Origin of the sequence: Butyrivibrio sp. FCS014, assembly GCF_000526935.1 — a bacterium.
GTDB lineage: Bacteria > Bacillota > Clostridia > Lachnospirales > Lachnospiraceae > Butyrivibrio.
In genome coordinates this window covers 228,350-245,192 of record NZ_JAHA01000008.1, presented here as the reverse complement: position 1 = coordinate 245,192, position 16,843 = coordinate 228,350, and the positions used below count along the sequence as shown (strand labels likewise).

Below are 16,843 nucleotides of genomic sequence, written 5' to 3'. Positions count from 1 at the left end.
GAGGTGCATAAATGAAAGCTCTGGAAAAGATAAGACATTTGGATTCCATAAAAGCCAGGCTGATAACCACATTTGCGATACTTATCATAGTTCCCATTATAATATTGGGAAGCTATTCCTATATTGTGGCAAGGGGCAATCTTATTCAGCAGACGAAGATCGCCATGATGGGGAATTCCGAGGTTATCGCTTACGGTATCGAGAATAATGTCAAAAGAGAGAACGACGTTGTAAAGTTCTTTTCCTATGAGGATGCACTCAGAAGAACCTTAGAGAGGGTGAAAGTGGATCCCTATTCTCTGACAGAGGAGCTTAATAATAACATTGAGCCTCTTATCTGGTATTACTTAAGCAGCGATACAAATATCGAGTCCATTACCTTCTACTCCGATCTTTTGGAAGTGCCTCATATGGGTGATTTCCTCATGATACCGGTTACCGAAAAGGAGAAGGCCTGGTATGAGTTTACCGGGCAGGAGTACGGCATCACCTGGATGGTGGATGAAGCCGGTGACGTCTATGCCATCAAGGCTCTTCTGGATGCGGGAACATCCTCCAAGAGGATCGGTATGATCACTCTTAAGGTGAAAAGTTCGGCTTTCTTTTCCATTGCAAATCAGACCAGCTATCTTAATAACGGTCTTATTATTGTAAATGAGAACGGAGAAATAGTAACCCAGCGTCACATAAAGGATACCGGCATTGAGGAGGAGATCCTTGAGCGCATCAAGTCCGGAGAGGGATCTGACTTTGAGGAGCACGGGGATTATTTTATTTCAAGATCCGGACATATCGCTAACGGATGGCTACTGTACTACTACATTGACAGATCTGAGATCACGGCGGATGTATTCAGGATCCTGCTATCTGTCCTTGTTATAGCGGGAGTTCTTTTCCTGCTGGCCCTGGTTATCGGAACTTTCTATGCAGAAAAGCTCTCAAAGAGGATTGCCCGTATCAATGAGATGGCAAACGAGATCAAGAACGGCTACTTTGGGGTTGAGGATCTGGACAATAGCTCAGACGAGATCGGTGAGCTGTCCACATCCATGAAGGAGATGGCAGATACCCTTAATGACATGGTGCTGGAGATCGACAGGATGAACAAGGAACAGCTCCAGCTTAAGGATAACGATATTCACTACAGAGAGTGGCTTTTCGACTTCGTAGTAGAAAAGAACAATGATATCCTCGCGGTGGTCAACGAGGGAAGCTTTGAAGCAAGCTTTATTACTGCCAATGCGGAAGCTGTGCTGGGTATTCCCATCAGTAAGCTGAAACAGGATGTAAGGATTCTTGCAAGCGCCCAAAGGGACGGCAATGACAGGAGGCTCGATGAGATCATAGAAACCGCCATGGCGACGGGAGATGCCCAGTTTATTGATGAACTAAGGCTTAAGAACGTCAAGACCAATGAGCATCTGTATTACCGCGGCGCGGTAGTCTGCACCATTGATGACGGCGGAAAGAGAATGGCGCTTGCCTTCTACGACAGGACTCAGGAAATAAGGCGTAATCATACCCTGCAGGAAGCTCTCAATGCGGCAGAGACCGCCAACAAAGCCAAGACCAGCTTTTTGGCCAATATGTCCCATGACTTCAGGACTCCCATGAATGCCATCACGGGATTTAATCTGCTTATAGACAAGCACGCCGATGAGCCGGAAAAGGTAAGGGAATACACCCATAAGATCGGGCTTGCGTCTCATAACCTTTTAGCTCTTCTTAATGACGTCCTTGACATGAGCAAGATCGAGAGCGGTAAGACTACTCTGGACATCAAGGAGATGGCGATGGGTCTTTTGCTGGAGGAGATCAATTCCGTTATCAGCTTCCAGGCAAAGGCCAAGAATCAGGAATATATCATCAGGGCAGATACTCTTGTACACGATCTGTTTATGGGAGATAAGCAGAGGATCAATGAGATTCTGATGAATATTCTCGGAAATGCGGTTAAATATACCCCTGAGGGCGGAAGGATCGAGTTCTCCATAGACGAGTCCGAGACTTCCTCGGAAGGATTTAATAACCTGAGATTCACCATTAAAGACAATGGTATCGGAATGAAGCCCGAGTACAAGGACAAGATCTTTGATGCCTTCTCAAGAGAGGAAAAAGGCGCAACAAAGACCATTCAGGGCACGGGTCTTGGAATGGCGATAACAAAGAGCCTTGTAGAACTCATGGGCGGAACCATCAGAGTGGATTCGGAAGAGGGCAAGGGCTCCACATTTACGGTAAATCTAAGACTCCAGGTTGTTAAGGAAGAGGACCTTGATATCTGGAAAGCCCATGGAATAAGGAGTTTCCTTGGCATAAACAAGAGCGCTGAGGAGAATGTACTCTTCCAGAAAAAGATGGACGAATCGGGGCTTGAGGGGACTACGGTTACCAGCGGAATAGAAGCACTGTCAGCCATCGATGCCTGGTCACTGAATGATAAGATCTATGATTTCATAATCATAGATGAATCCATAGATGATATGGCCACAGCCCAGCTGGTCAAGGAGATCAGGAGCAAGGATAAGAACCACAACAGCATTGTGACTGTAGCGGCTTCCAATGCGGAGAAGATGGAGGAGGAGCTGAAGGATACCGGTGTAAGCGGAATCATGCAGAAACCGGTTTTGGAATACACCATAAAACAGCTTCTTAATGAACTTACCTCCAGGGAGGAAAAGAAGGAAGAGACTGTCCAGAATCCTCTTGAGGGACTTAAGTTCCTGGCTGCCGAGGACAATGACATCAATGCGGATATCCTTATTGAGCTCATGAACATGGAAGGAGCCACTGTAACCAGAGGCTGCAACGGCCAGGAAGTGGTTGAGATGTTCAAGGCAGCAAATGAAGGTGACTACGATATGATCCTTATGGACATCCAGATGCCGGTTATGAACGGCTATGAGGCGGCAGCAGCCATAAGAGCCCTTGACTCTGAGTGGGCCCAGAGAATACCTATCATAGCCATGACTGCCAACGCCTATGCGGACGATGTTCAGCAGGCCTTTGATGCGGGAATGAATGCCCATGTCACAAAACCCATAGATATTAAAGTGATGGAAAAGACCATCCTTGAATTTAAATAAAAAACTTTGAAGGGAGATTCATAAATGAAGGGAATAAGGAAAGTTACAGACGGAATTTACTGGATAGGAGGGAGCGACAGAAGACTTTCAAGGTTTGAGAATATTTTTCCCATACCTGAAGGCGTATCATACAACAGCTATTTTGTAGATGACGAAAAAACCGCGGTGTTTGATACGGCGGATGTTTCTGTGGCGGATCAGTACCTGGAGAATCTGGGGGAAGCCCTTTCGGGAAAAAAGCTGGATTATCTCATTGTACTTCATATGGAACCGGATCATTGCTCACAGATCGCTAATGTGACGGCTCTTTTCCCTGAGGTTACGGTTGTTGGCAGTAAGCAGACCTTTACCTTTATGGAGCAGTTCTTTCCGGAGGCAAAGGATTATAAAAGGCTTGAAGTCAAGGAAGGGGATACCCTTTCCACCGGCGCTCACACCTTTAAGTTTGTAGCTGCGCCCATGGTTCATTGGCCAGAGGTTTTATTTGCGTATGATGAGACCTCGAAGGCTCTTTTGTCGGCGGATGCCTTTGGAACATTTGGTGCGCTGGATGGCGGACTTTTTGCAGATGAGTATGATTTTGAGAAGGATTTCCTCCCCTCCGCGAGAAGGTACTATGCCAATATCGTCGGTAAGTACGGAGTTCAGGTTCAGGCGGTCCTTAAGAAGGCAGCAGGCCTTGATATCGGCATGATCCTGCCCCTTCACGGCCCGGTCTGGAGGAAGGATATAGCGTGGTTTGTGGATAAATATAATAAGTGGAGTACCTATGAATTTGAATCAGATGATGCTATAGTAGTATACGGTAGCCTTTACGGCCACACGGCCAGCGCTGCTGAGGCAGTGGCAGCATCTCTGAGGGATAAAACGGGTGGAAATGTGCGTGTTTACGATGTTTCCGGCACCGATGTGTCCTATCTGATAGGGGAAGTGTGGCGCTGCCGCAAGATCGTTCTGATATGCCCCACCTACAACAACGGCATCTATACTCCCATGGAGAATTTCCTTTCCGATATGGCGGCCCTTGGGGTACAGAACAGGGTATTTGCCCTTGGTCAGAACGGAACATGGGCTCCGGTAACGGTAAAGCTCATGACTGATAAGCTGTCACAGCTCAAGAATGTAACCATTCTGGAAGAGACTTTGACAATAAAGAGTGCGCTCCATGCTTCAGATGAAGCTGCACTTAACAATTTCACCGATGCCATCGTTAAGGCGTAAGTGAAATAATGTGGAGGTAGTTTAGAAATGAAGAGTGTTATGAAAAGAGTCATTGCAGGATTCATGGCAGCTGCTACCGTAGTCGTTGCATCTTTTGGCGCGGGAGAGTTTACCGGGCACAGGGGAGAAGTTGCAGAGGCTGCAGGAAGACCTGTAAGCATCAATTCCTGCGTTATATCAGGGGAAAATGTGGTGGTTAACGTATCTGCATCATCCGTTCCCGGATCCTCCGACGGACAGTACTATCTGTATTCCGACGAGGTATATCAGGACGGGTGCGTTGGAACTGTTGTAGCCACAGCTCCGGTGGGAGCAAATGCGACCTTTACCTTCCCGCTGGGATATTACGGCGCCGGATCGAACCTTAGCAAGAAGTTCCTGGTTGCTGTTAAGAGCGGCGGATCCATGATCCAGGTCAGCGATGAGCACTATATCACAAATCCCGAGGCCATTGCTTCTCTGACAAAGCCCAGAAATGACCACGGCATGAAGGGAATCCTGCCCAACACTACAGACGTGGCAACCTTCAAGGATCTTGGTATTGCTCAGATTGTATATAACCTTTACATGGGCGATATTGTGGGACCGGCTCCCGATCCTGCCCAGACCATAGCTTTTAACTACAACGGAGTGGACTATCAGTTTAACGGTGCCGCTCTTTCGCAGTACGACGGTTTTGTTCGCTGGTGCACAGCCAATAATTTCCAGCTTACAATGACTATCCTCAACAACAAGACAGAAGCCGGCGCGGATCTTATCCATCCTCTTTCAAGGGATGCTCATGTCTGCCCCGGATATGCAATGAATACCAAGGAGGATGGCGGCACACAGCATCTTAAGGCTATCGCTGCTTTCCTGGCCCAGAGATATTCAGGCGCCTACGGCGTTGTTGATAACTGGGTTGTCGGAAACGAAGTTAACGCAAGGACAGAGTGGTATTACATGAACTCAACCAACATTGAGCTCAATGTCAGCGAGTATGTTAAGGCCTTCCGTATCTTCTACAATGAGATAAAGGCTGTCAATGCAAATGCCCGCATCTATACCTCTTTTGACCAGGAGTGGCAGAGGAAATCAAATCCCGGATGCTTCCTTTCCAAGGACTATCTGGACAGATTCAATTATTACATTGTAAGAGAAGGCAACATTGACTGGTCACTTTCCGTTCACCCTTACAATGCGCCTTTGTTTGATCCTTATGCATGGAAGCAGCAGTCCCAGTATGTAAACACCACACTGAAGACTCCTTATATCACCATGGAGAATATCTACATTCTTACGGATTACATGTGCCAGGCTTCATTCCTTAGCCCCACCGGCGCAGTAAGACAGATCTCACTTTCAGAGATCGGCTACACTTCAAGCTTTGGCGAGGATGCCCAGGCTGCATCCATCACCTACGCATACACAATGGCAGAGAACAATCCATACATCACAAGCTTCATCCTCTTTAGGGAGACCGATGATGCTCATGAGATGGAGAGCAACATAGCTCAGGGCCTTAAGAACCTGGACGGCAGCAAGAAGATGTCATATGATTTCTACAAGAATCTGGGAACAGCCAATGCGGCGCCCTATAAGGCCAAGGCCTCCGAGATAATCGGCCAGAATGTGGATGCACTTGTAACAACCAGGACCTTCCTCTCCAGAAAGGGATGGTTCCTGAACGATTGATGGGAAATGGTATGAAAAGAGATAAAGAACTGGAGACACTCCAGAAGATAACAAATATGCAAAAAGACCTGTTGGGGAGCCTGTATGGAGATTTCTTTACAGGGACAGGCAGTACAGGAAACACAGGCTCTGCAGGCAGCAGTCCAGCCGGCAGTACAGGGATAAACGGCAGCCCCGCACCGGCCGGACAGACCGGAGCAGGTCCAATGGGCCCCGGCGCAGGAGCCCTTGACAAGGATCCTGTGAAGGATGCCAATGAAGCTCTTAAGGAGGCACAGGCTCTTTTCGCTGCGGACGCAAACCTTAAGCCCAAGGAGGAAGAGAAGCCCAAGGAGCCTGAAGAGGATCCCATGGAAGCCCTGGATAAGCTCATCGGCCTTACCACTATCAAAGCGGATGTAAAAGAGCTGACGGCTTTCGTAAAGGTTCAGAAAGCCAGGAAGGAACAGGGACTTAAGTCAGTTCCCGTATCTCTTCACCTGGTATTTACAGGAAACCCCGGAACCGGAAAGACTACCGTAGCAAGGATAATTGCCCAGATCTACAAGCAGATCGGCGTGCTCTCCAAGGGACAGCTCATAGAAGTTGACAGATCCGGCCTGGTAGCCGGCTATGTCGGACAGACAGCCCTCAAGACCCAGGAGCAGATCGCCAAGGCAAAGGGCGGCGTTCTCTTTATCGATGAGGCTTACGCTCTTGCCCAGAAGGATGATGCCTTCGGACAGGAGGCCATCGATACAATCCTCAAGGCCATGGAGGATAACAGAGACGACTTTGTTGTTATCGTGGCAGGCTACACAGAGCCCATGAGGAAGTTCATCGAGAGCAACCCGGGACTGAAGTCCAGATTCAACAAATATATTGAGTTCCCGGACTACAATATCGACGAGCTGCAGCAGATCTTTGAGATGAACTGTAAGAAGTACGATTATATTGTGGCAGAAGATGTGATGCGCCAGATAAGAGCGCTTATAACCGCCAGGAAGATAGAGAATATCGACAACTTCGCCAACGCCAGAGAGGTGAGAAACCTCTTTGAGGAGATCATCACAAACCAGGCTCGCAGAATAGCAGGCATTGAGAATCCTACCAATGAGGATATGATGACCATTCTCATGGAGGACCTCAAGGAGGACGTTGAGGAAGTAAAGGTTCCTGAAGCCGGAATGGAAGAGGCCTGCGGTGAAGAGGCAAAGGAAGAGAGCGAAACTTCCGATACCTCCGGGAGCAGCGAAACCACAGCAGAAACCACAGCTGAAACAGAAGAATAATATATTAATAAAAAGCCTGAAGTCAGGGGCAAGCAGATGCTTTGCATTCCCGGCTTCAGGCTGTTTTTAATTGCTCTTACTTTGTATGTATTCTCTGGGGCTGTGGCCGTCAACTTTTTTGAATACCTTGGAAAAATAGTAGGCGGATTCAAAGCCAAGGGCATCAGCCACTTCATAGATCTTCATGTCGCCGGACAAAAGCATCTGCTTGGCCCGGTCTATTTTTTTGGTATAAACATATTCGGAAAAGCCCGTCTCGGTGTTCTTCTTAAACAGCACTGAGAGGTAAGCGGGAGAGAGGCCGAAGACTTCGGCGACCTCGTTGAGCTGAAGCTTTCCGTTTAAGTTTTCGTCTATATATACCTGGATCGCACCGATGAGCTTGTCCTTGCCGGAGCGGCGGTTGCTGCCAACGATGTGACTGAACAGTCTTATGGGCTGTGAGTTATCAGCCTGCTGCTGGGCTGTTCTGGCTTCGTCAAAAGATACTGCGATGTCCATGGGAGCTGAGACTGCAGAGCCTATGCCGAAGGTGAGAGTTGTTTTAAAGTAGCTGGTTATCATGGTCCTGGCATTTTCCAGAGCCTCGGTGATGAGGTCCATTGTACCGGCCACAGGATCGTCCTCCGTGAAATAGAAGATCACTGCGAAATGCTGCAGATCGATGGAGACAATGCTGCAGGGTGCGTGGCGTGAGATGATCTCTCTGGCCATGCTTATGCTGGAGTTGTAGATATCCAGAGCCTGAGGGGAGTACGAGTCCTCCCCGGGAGCGGCCTTTGAGCTTATCTGCCCATAGACTGCTATGTATCTGTTGTAGTCAAAGGACAGGTTGAGGTCAGCAGCCTGGCTTAAAAGATCATCTTTTGAAGTTATAAGATGATTGAAGAGCTTGAGCATGAGCTTCTGCCTGAGATCGTCAAGAGAGCTTTGGGCGTGATTGTCAGTATTATTGGAGGAGGGCTTTTCCTCATCCACACGGGCAATGGCCTTGTCGATTGCGGCAGAAAGAGTAGCGGGGTTAAGCTCTATTTTTACCAGGTAATCCACCGCTTCGCACACCAGAGCCTGACGGGCCATCTCGAACTCCTCGTAGGCGGTGAGCATGATGAAGGCCGGAACGGTGCCGTATTTTTTGTGGGACTTATCAAGGAGCTCAAGCCCGGTCATAACAGGCATTCTTATATCCGCTATCACAATATCCGGGGGATCCTCGGAGATGATATCCCAGGCCTCCTGACCGTTGGAGGCGGTTCCTATCACATCTATTTTGTCTGCGTGATCCTTGGCCAGCATGGTCTTAAGACCAATCTGAACCAGAGGCTCATCATCAACTATAAGCAATCTGTACATTAGAGTTCCTCTTTAAAGGGGAGGACAAACCGCATGGTGGTATATTTACCTTCCTCGCTTATTATCCTGATCCCGTATTCACTGCCATGGGCATATTTTATTCTTTCGTTGACGTTATAGATACCGATCTGTCTGAAGAATTCGGTAGAGCTCTGGTTCTCCATACAAAGAACCTTCTCTATTGCCTCCGGGCTCATTCCTACGCCGTTGTCCGTAACATCAATTATAACATTGCCATCTTCCTTATAGGTGTGGACTGTTATCTGTCCGGCGCTGCCCTTGGGCTCAATGCCGTGGAAAATGGCATTTTCTATGATGGGCTGAAGGGAGAATCGGTTGATCCTCTGAGACAGAAGAGCTTCATCATCAGTTATGTACTCCAGATCTATGGTGCCGCCGTAGCGGTATTTCATAATGGTAAAATAGTCATCCACCAGAGAAAACTCATCGGATAAAGGGATCAGCTCCTCAGTACTTTTTGATATGTTCTTCATGAGCCTTGAGAGAGCAGTGGACATGTCCGCGATACCTTCGGAGCCCTGAATGGTGGCCATCCACTTGATGGTATTTAAGGTGTTGTACAAAAAGTGGGGATTTATCTGGGATTGAAGCACCTGATATTCAAGGTCATGCCTGGCCTTCTCATCCTGAAGCCTTGAATCCATCAGCTCTTTTACGTTCTCCGATAGATTGTTGATACCCCGGCCTATCTCACCAAGTTCATTATTCCACTCAATCTTTTCATCTCTGGAAAAGTCGCCCTGGCCGATCTTGTCCAGGCGGCTTATGAGATTTCCTACGGGGCGGGTGATGGTACGCTGCAGGAAAATACTCAGGATAACTCCCGCCAGCAGGATAACAAAGAAAAATCCCAGGATAAGGATACCAAAGGAGCGCACCCTGCCTGCAAGAACAGCTCTCGAAGGAAGATAGGAAAGAGTCCAGCCGGTATTGGGAAGCTCATAGGAGATAGCCTCCGCCGGAACGCTGTCTCTTTCCAGCTGTCCGGATACATACCTGTAGGTTATCCCCCGGTCAAAAGAGATATAGAGGGCATCATCTTCTGTGAGGACGAAGCTTTTTAAGGAATCTGTGATGACCGATGCGGGAATGTCTATGTAAAGCCAGCCTATTATGGCTGAGGATGAAGAACTGTAGATGGGTCTCACAATGGGAAGGAGCCTTGGTTTTCCGGTCCGGCTTAAGGGATTGTTGTAGATACCGGTCCACTTAAAGGAAGGCGCAGTGATAAGGCCTTCAAAGAACTCGCAGTCCATGATGGTCATGGGAACATCCACCACCGACTGGGAATCCCCTACGGAGATGGTCTGAAGGAACTGGGTCCCTGTGGGAGTTGAGATGACAACCCTGTCGATGGAATTTCTTACACCTATTATATTGAATTCGTTGGTAAGGTGATTCCAGGCGGATACCGAGAGCTTTCGGCCGGTTTGAACATCTGTAGCATAGGCCTTGTCCACGGTCCTTAGATAATTGCTGATGGTGCTGTCAAGACATATCCAGTTGGAAAAGGTCAGGATCCTGTTGATATCGGAGTCGAGGGAGTTTCCAAGAACATGGATATTTGTAAGGGCGGCCTGCTGCTGATTTTCCTTAAGGTATCTTACGGAAAGGATCAGGCTGACAGAGGCAACACCAAGGGCAATGACAAGGGCAAAACCCACGGCCCAGAGAACTATTTTGTTGCGGATAGCGTGCTTCTTAGTATGCATAGGTATATATTAGAGCAGGGGGAAACATAAGAAAATACAATTTTATATAAAAAAATTGCATTTTTTTGTTAATAAGAGTTAAAGAAAGTACATTCAACCAAATATTAAGAAAATATAAACTGTTCTCATAACAAACACACCGCGACGCGGTTCTACAAAGAGGGAGGTTACACATGAAAAAGAGATTCTTAAGCTCTTTGCTTGCCATGACCATGGTTGTAGCAAGTATCACAGCATGCGGAAGCGCTGCAGAGCAGGCACCCGCAGCAGAAGTTCAGACAGAAACACAGACAGAGGCAGCTCCTGCAGCTGAGCCCGCACAGGCAGAAGCACCTGCAGCAGAAGAGACAGCATCCGATGAGCCTGTAACACTTAAGTGGGCACTCTGGGATGTATCAAGCACAGTATATTATCAGCCTCTTATCGATGCTTACACAGCAGCACACCCCAATGTAACAATTGAGATGGTTGACCTTGGATCAACAGATTACAGCACAGTTCTCGGCACACAGCTCTCAGGAGCAGGCTCCGACTTCGATGTTGTAACAATCAAGGATGTTCCCGGATACGTATCACTGGTAAACAAGGGTGTTCTCGAGCCCCTTAACGATCGTATCGCAGCTGACGGCGTAGACCTTTCACTCTACAACGGCGTTACAGATCAGGTTACTATCGACGGAAACCTCTACGAGCTTCCTTTCAGATCAGACATCTGGGTTCTTTTCTACAACAAGGACATCTTTGATAAGGCCGGCGTAGATTATCCCACAAACGACATGACCTGGGAGCAGTATGACGCCCTTGCAAGAAGCGTTACAGATACAACACCCGGTGCTGAGATTTACGGATCACACTACCACACCTGGAGATCCACAATCCAGCTCGATGGTATCCTTGATGGCAAGCACACCATCGTTGACGGCGAGTATGACTTCACAAAGCCTTACTACGAGATGGTTCTTAATCAGCAGAAAGATGGTGTCTGCATGGACTATGCAACACTTAAGACACAGGGACTTCACTATTCAGCAGCATTTGCTCAGGGCAACGTAGCTACAATGAACATGGGATCATGGTTCATCGCAACTCTTATCCAGAAGATCAAAGACGGCGAGTACACAGACTGCACAAACTGGGGCATTGTTAAGTATCCTCATGCTGACGGCGTTGAGGCAGGTTCCACACTTTCAACAATCACAGCTCTTGCAGTTCCCACATCAGCGCCCAACAAGGATGCAGCATGGGATTTCGTTAAGTTCGTAAGCGGCGCCGAGGGTGCAGAGGTTATGGCTTCCACAGGTAACATCCCTGCCATGACCAACAAGACCATCGTTGACATCATCGCATCAATGGATGGCTTCCCTACAGACGATGCTTCCAAGGAAGCTCTCATCACAAGCCACACATATCTTGAGATGCCCGCCAACGACAAGTCCTCTGAGATCGAGACAGTTCTCAACGAGCAGCACGACCTTATCATGAACGAGGAAGTAAGTGTTGACGATGCTATCGCAGCAATGAACGAAGGCGTTCAGGCTATTCTTGCACAGTAATAATCAGGTTAATTAAGACAGACGGAGCACTTGAATATCAAGATCGCTTGAGTTCAAGTGCTCTTTTTGGGAAAAAAGCTATCGAAGAAAATGAGGAAACACGCATGGCTGCAGAACTGACTGCTATGGAAAAGAATATGAGAAGGCGCCAGAGGAAGAGAAATCTTGTGGCATATTCCTTCATCGCCCCCAACTTCATAGGATTTGCCGTATTTACTCTTGGCCCCATTGTCCTGGCTCTGCTCATGTCCTTTGCTGAGTGGGACGGAAGCAACACAATGAAGTTCGTGGGATTTAACAACTTCGTACAGATCTTTTCGGACGACAGATTTACCTCTGCTCTGAAAAATACCATCATCTACAGTATCTTTACAGTGCCCATCACTCTGGTAATGGCTCTGGCACTGGCTATTCTTTTGAACCAGAAGATAAAAGGGACCAACTTCTTCAGGACAGTTGCCTTCTTCCCTTACGTTGCATCACTGGTGGCGGTTGCCGCCGTATGGAATATGCTGTTCACACCGGCCAAGGGCGGTATCGTGAACCAGCTTCTTATGAATGTACTTCATGTGGCTCCTCTTAAGTGGGCAGCTTCATCCAGTACCGTAATGTTGACAATTATCATGTTCTCCGTGTGGAAGAACATGGGTTACTATATGGTTATTTATCTGGCGGGCCTTCAGGGAATAAGCGAAGACCTCTATGAGGCAGCATCCCTTGACGGAGCAAATGCCTGGCAGAAGTTCAGACATATTACCGTTCCTCAGCTTAAGCCCACCACATTTTTTGTAACGATCATGCTTACCATCAACTGCTTCAAGGTATACGACATAGTTTACATGCTGGCCGGCGGCTCCAACGGCGTGGTAAACAAGAGCGCAATCGTTCTGGTTTATTACATCTACGAAGAAGCTTTCAGAAACTGGAAGCTTGGAAGAGCTTCCGCATCGGCACTGGTTCTTTTTGCCATAGTACTTGTTGTTACCCTCATCCAGTTCAGGGGTGAGAAGAATTATGCCAACGACTGATGGGGAGGACGATAGAAGTGAAGAGCAAAAAGACAAACAGAATCATAGGACAGACAATAGTCTATGTGCTGCTCATCCTCCTGGCACTTTTAATGCTTGTGCCCTTCGTATGGATGATATCGGCATCACTGAAATTCAATAAAGACGTATTTGTGATACCCTTTGAGTGGATCCCCAAGGCTCCAAGATGGCAGAACTACATTGACATCTGGACCAAGATACCTCTGGCAAAATTCACACTGAACACCGCCAAGCTGACGATCATAGTAACGCTGCTGCAGCTCCTTACCTCCAGCTTTGCGGCTTACGCCTTTGCCAAGCTTGAGTTTAAGGGCAGGAACCTCTTGTTCCTTGCATATGTGGCAACCATCGCAGTTCCCTGGCAGGTATACATGGTTCCCCAGTTCATGTTCATGAGGAGCCTCCATCTTGCGGATACTCACCTTGCCATCATAATCCTCCAGGCCTTCTCCGCCTTTGGCGTGTTCCTTATGAGGCAGTTTTACGAGGGAATCCCGGATTCGCTTTGCGAGGCGGCCAGGATTGACGGCATGAGTGAGTACGAGATCTATGCCAAGATCATGCTCCCCCTTTCAAAGCCCGCACTTTCGACCCTTATAATCTTTACCTTCGTTAACACCTGGAACGACTTCCTGGGCCCCCTTATCTATCTCACCACAGAGTCCAAGAAGACCCTGCAGATAGGACTTAAGATGTTTATTTCACAGTATTCTGCCGAATACGGACTGATCATGGCGGCATCTGTGTTATCATTAATACCGGTATTTATCGTGTTCATTTCGCTTCAGAAGTACTTTGTTGCAGGTATCACTGCCGGTTCGGTAAAGGGATGACAATGGGAAAAGAAATATCACACAGACATACGGTTACGGAATATTTACAGAAAACGCGCTCTTTGTGCGCGTTTTCTTTGTGTCCCGATATAGAAAACAGGAAGGTTTATGAGGCGCTTCCGGGGGAACTCAGGCAAAAGCTGATCAATGAAGGAGAGCGGGCAGAAAAAGAGCCCTGGTCACAGATTCTCTTGTCCGACTATCTTGAGTTTTCCAAAAACGGCAACCGCTCCCGGTTTGAGGAGCTGTATTTTTCAAGAAGAAGGAAGCTGAATGCACTTATCATGGCGCAGCTTGCTGAAGGCGGGGACAGGTTCCTTGAGGAGATCCTTGACGGAATATACCTTATCCTTCAGGAATCCTCCTGGTGCCTTCCTGCCCACAACACCCACGTAAGGGATGAAAAGCAGCAGGAGTTTCCTGACACAGAGCACCCGATAATAGATCTCTTTGCTGCTGAGACGGGAGCACTTCTTGCTGTGGCGGAATATGTGCTCAGGCCTCTTTTGGGCAAAAGAGATCCCGGCATAAGCAGGATCATCGACAGAAAGCTTAACGAGAGGATATTTACACCTTATACCACAGAGCGCTTCTGGTGGATGGGAGACGGTCTTCAGCCCATGTGCAACTGGACACCCTGGTGTACTCAGAACATTTTGCTGTGCGCCTTTACAAGGCCGGACTCTTATATGGACGAGGAAACCTTAAAGGGATATCTAAGGAGCGCGGCGCTCTCGCTGGATTTTTTCCTGGATGAATACGGAGAGGACGGGGCCTGTAACGAAGGGGCTCAGTACTACTCCCACGCGGGGCTCTGCCTTTTTGGAGCTCTTTATATTATGAACAACGTCCTTGAGGGCGGCGAGTTTGAAGGAATATTCAGGGAGCCCCTTATAAGGAATATCGCAAACTATATAGTGAAGATGAATGTCACGGACAATCTGTACGTGAATTTTGCGGACTGCGCCGCCAGATGTCCAAGGCGCACGGCCAGGGAGTTTTTGTTTGGAAAGCTCTGCAGGGATGAGGTACTTGCTTCCTTTGCGGCAGCAGATTTCAGGAAGGCCAAGGAGAGCGACAGGCTTCTTTCGGAGGAGATCAATCTCTTTTACCATATTGTGCAGGCCCTGAATTATGAGGAGATGGAAGGATATCCAGAAAGTTTACTGCTCTGCCCGGATGCCTTTTTTGAGAGCACGGGGCTTATGGTGGCAAGGGATGGGACCTACGTGCTGGCGGCAAAGGCAGGAAATAACGGGGACAGTCACAACCACAACGACGTTGGCTCTTTTACCGTATACAAAAACGGAAAGCCCCTGATCATTGACCTGGGAGTTGGGACCTATACCCGGGAGACCTTCAGCGACAGAAGGTATGATATATGGACCATGCGCTCCGACTACCACAATGTTCCGACCTTTGGGGAAGAGGAAAAGATCCTGCAAGAGCCCGGGAAGGAGTATGGGGCATCGGATGTTAAATGTTTTCTTGGGAAAAAAGATGACGGAAATGAAATAAGTTCACTCCAAATGAATATAGCCGGTGCCTATAATGATGAGAGGATAGAAAGCTACAATAGGGAGGTTTCACTCATTAAGGGAAAAGAGATATGGGTGAAGGACCGGTATGAAGGGGACCCGGAGTGCGTGCTTACACTGATGACCTATGAGGAGCCGGTAATTGAGGAGGTCACTGTTAGCGGCGTGTGCCACCTGAAGGTCGGTGAGCTTTCAAAGATAGAACTGACGGGAGTTTGCAAGGTGGAGACTGAAGTATGTCCCATTGAGGACGAGCGGCTTAAGATCTCCTGGAAGCATCAGGTTTACAGGATCCTGGCTTATATGGATGATGCAAAAGAAGTGACGGTCAGGATAAGTTAAGCCGGAAACCCCGGTATTTGGCAAGATTAAAAGGAAGAGAGGGGAAACAGCATGAGACAGCTTAGTGCAGAGGAGAAGAAATGGGTCGAAGAGACTGTTAAAAAGATCAGGGAGAAAATGACAGTTGTTGTTGACAGGAACAGAGGGATCATTCCCTATACCACGGTTGACGGCAGGTTTGACGATAAGAGTAAGGACGATCCCTGCTGGTGGACCAACGGCTTTTGGGGTGGAATCCTGTGGCAGCTATATGTCCTTACCGGCAATGAAATGTTCAGGCAGGAAGCAATTGGAGTTGAGGAGAAGCTTGATTACAATCTTATGAATGCCCAAGGGCTGGACCACGACAATGGATTTAAGTGGCTTCCCACTTCCGTTGTGAGATACAAGAGGGAGAGAAACAAGGAGTCCTTGAACCGCGCGCTGCTGGCAGCCAACAATATGGCCGGAAGATTCAACATCGCCGGCAACTTCATAAGGGCCTGGAACAACTGGGACGAGGTGGACAGGAGAGGGTTTGCCATCATCGACTGCATGATGAATCTGCCTCTTTTGTACTGGGCTTCCGAGGAGACCACGGACCCGAGATTTAAGCTGATTGCCAGGGCCCACGCCGATGCTGCAAGGCAGACCTTTGTAAGGGAGGATGGCTCCGTCAACCACATCGTGGTATTTGATCCCTTTACCGGAGATGTACTGGGAAGCCTTGGAGGACAGGGATACGGCGAAGGCTCATCCTGGACCAGAGGCCAGAGCTGGGGAATCTACGGCTTTGCTTTGTCTTACCATTACACCGGGGAAAAGAGATTTCTTGATACTTCAAAGAAGATCGCGGACTACGTTCTTTCCGCAATCCCTGAAAATTACCTTGTTCCCATTGACTACAGGCAGCCTAAGGAAGTTAATCTTGAGGACTCAACGGCAGCTGCCATCACAGCATCGGGACTTATTGAGCTGGCAACCCAGCTTCCAGAGGACGCTGACAAATACCTTGATGCGGCTTTAAAGCTCCTTATGACCCTGGATGAAAAGCGCTGCAGCTGGGGCACCGAGACCGACAACATTCTTAACAACTGTGCGGTGGATTATCACGGTGACGGCCACAACATGTCCATTATCTACGGAGACTATTACTTTATTGAGGCAGTGATGAGCCTTGCGGGAAAGGCCCTTAGAATATTCTGATTTTC

At 48.2% G+C, this 16,843-nt stretch carries 11 protein-coding genes; 9 read left to right on the top strand and 2 right to left on the bottom strand.

Annotated elements, in window-relative coordinates; genetic code table 11:
• Window positions 1–11 precede the first annotated feature (11 nt).
• Genes T456_RS21305 through T456_RS19740 form a run of 4 tightly spaced genes read left to right on the top strand, consistent with a single transcriptional unit; the run spans window position 12 to window position 7,252 of the window.
• Window positions 12–3,086 carry an ATP-binding protein gene (locus T456_RS21305; RefSeq protein WP_024866017.1) on the top strand — a complete coding sequence of 1,025 codons (3,075 nt, stop codon included), beginning with the start codon at window positions 12–14 and terminating at the stop codon, window positions 3,084–3,086.
• Between the two features lie 24 nt (window positions 3,087–3,110).
• Window positions 3,111–4,307 (top strand): FprA family A-type flavoprotein, encoded by a 1,197-nt coding sequence (locus T456_RS0109945; RefSeq protein ID WP_024866016.1) that lies wholly within the window; start codon window positions 3,111–3,113, stop codon window positions 4,305–4,307.
• A 27-nt stretch (window positions 4,308–4,334) separates the two neighbouring features.
• On the top strand, window positions 4,335–5,981 hold the full coding sequence (locus tag T456_RS19745; protein WP_035801771.1) for a DUF5722 domain-containing protein: 1,647 nt from the start codon (window positions 4,335–4,337) through the stop codon (window positions 5,979–5,981).
• Window positions 5,982–5,992: 11 nt separating this feature from the next.
• Complete coding sequence (locus T456_RS19740) at window positions 5,993–7,252, top strand: AAA family ATPase (RefSeq protein ID WP_081749069.1); 1,260 nt, start codon at window positions 5,993–5,995, stop codon at window positions 7,250–7,252.
• A gap of 66 nt (window positions 7,253–7,318) precedes the next feature.
• Here the strand turns inward: T456_RS19740 and T456_RS0109935 are convergent, their stop codons facing one another.
• Complete coding sequence (locus T456_RS0109935; protein ID WP_024866015.1) at window positions 7,319–8,605, bottom strand: response regulator transcription factor; 1,287 nt, start codon at window positions 8,603–8,605, stop codon at window positions 7,319–7,321.
• Window positions 8,605–10,338, bottom strand: a complete 1,734-nt coding sequence (locus T456_RS0109930) for a sensor histidine kinase (RefSeq protein ID WP_035801768.1) — start codon at window positions 10,336–10,338, stop codon at window positions 8,605–8,607. Before T456_RS0109930 ends, T456_RS0109935 begins: the two co-directional genes overlap by 1 nt.
• Before the next feature lie 173 nt (window positions 10,339–10,511).
• Here T456_RS0109930 and T456_RS0109925 point away from each other — a divergent pair, with 173 nt between their 5' ends.
• The 5 genes from T456_RS0109925 (at window position 10,512) to T456_RS0109905 (ending at window position 16,838) form a co-directional block, all read left to right on the top strand.
• Complete coding sequence (locus T456_RS0109925; protein ID WP_024866013.1) at window positions 10,512–11,891, top strand: ABC transporter substrate-binding protein; 1,380 nt, start codon at window positions 10,512–10,514, stop codon at window positions 11,889–11,891.
• Window positions 11,892–11,995: 104 nt separating this feature from the next.
• Window positions 11,996–12,919 carry a carbohydrate ABC transporter permease gene (locus tag T456_RS0109920; protein WP_081749059.1) on the top strand — a complete coding sequence of 308 codons (924 nt, stop codon included), beginning with the start codon at window positions 11,996–11,998 and terminating at the stop codon, window positions 12,917–12,919.
• Window positions 12,919–13,773 carry a carbohydrate ABC transporter permease gene (locus T456_RS0109915; RefSeq protein WP_197026876.1) on the top strand — a complete coding sequence of 285 codons (855 nt, stop codon included), beginning with the start codon at window positions 12,919–12,921 and terminating at the stop codon, window positions 13,771–13,773. Before T456_RS0109920 ends, T456_RS0109915 begins: the two co-directional genes overlap by 1 nt.
• A 2-nt stretch (window positions 13,774–13,775) precedes the next feature.
• Window positions 13,776–15,653, top strand: a complete 1,878-nt coding sequence (locus tag T456_RS0109910; protein ID WP_035801764.1) for a heparinase II/III domain-containing protein — start codon at window positions 13,776–13,778, stop codon at window positions 15,651–15,653.
• 51 nt (window positions 15,654–15,704) lie between these two features.
• Window positions 15,705–16,838, top strand: coding sequence for a glycoside hydrolase family 88 protein (locus T456_RS0109905; RefSeq protein ID WP_024866009.1), 1,134 nt, complete (start codon window positions 15,705–15,707; stop codon window positions 16,836–16,838).
• The last annotated feature ends 5 nt before the right edge of the window (window positions 16,839–16,843 follow it).

What these genes read in the sequence shown, in the direction of transcription:
- T456_RS21305 (WP_024866017.1), top strand. Translation starts at nt 12, where the DNA reads ATGAAAGCTCTGGAAAAGATAAGACATTTGGATTCCATAAAAGCCAGG.
- T456_RS0109945 (WP_024866016.1), top strand. Translation starts at nt 3,111, where the DNA reads ATGAAGGGAATAAGGAAAGTTACAGACGGAATTTACTGGATAGGAGGG.
- T456_RS19745 (WP_035801771.1), top strand. Translation starts at nt 4,335, where the DNA reads ATGAAGAGTGTTATGAAAAGAGTCATTGCAGGATTCATGGCAGCTGCT.
- T456_RS19740 (WP_081749069.1), top strand. Translation starts at nt 5,993, where the DNA reads ATGAAAAGAGATAAAGAACTGGAGACACTCCAGAAGATAACAAATATG.
- T456_RS0109935 (WP_024866015.1), bottom strand. Translation starts at nt 8,605, where the DNA reads ATGTACAGATTGCTTATAGTTGATGATGAGCCTCTGGTTCAGATTGGT.
- T456_RS0109930 (WP_035801768.1), bottom strand. Translation starts at nt 10,338, where the DNA reads ATGCATACTAAGAAGCACGCTATCCGCAACAAAATAGTTCTCTGGGCC.
- T456_RS0109925 (WP_024866013.1), top strand. Translation starts at nt 10,512, where the DNA reads ATGAAAAAGAGATTCTTAAGCTCTTTGCTTGCCATGACCATGGTTGTA.
- T456_RS0109920 (WP_081749059.1), top strand. Translation starts at nt 11,996, where the DNA reads ATGGCTGCAGAACTGACTGCTATGGAAAAGAATATGAGAAGGCGCCAG.
- T456_RS0109915 (WP_197026876.1), top strand. Translation starts at nt 12,919, where the DNA reads ATGGGGAGGACGATAGAAGTGAAGAGCAAAAAGACAAACAGAATCATA.
- T456_RS0109910 (WP_035801764.1), top strand. Translation starts at nt 13,776, where the DNA reads ATGGGAAAAGAAATATCACACAGACATACGGTTACGGAATATTTACAG.
- T456_RS0109905 (WP_024866009.1), top strand. Translation starts at nt 15,705, where the DNA reads ATGAGACAGCTTAGTGCAGAGGAGAAGAAATGGGTCGAAGAGACTGTT.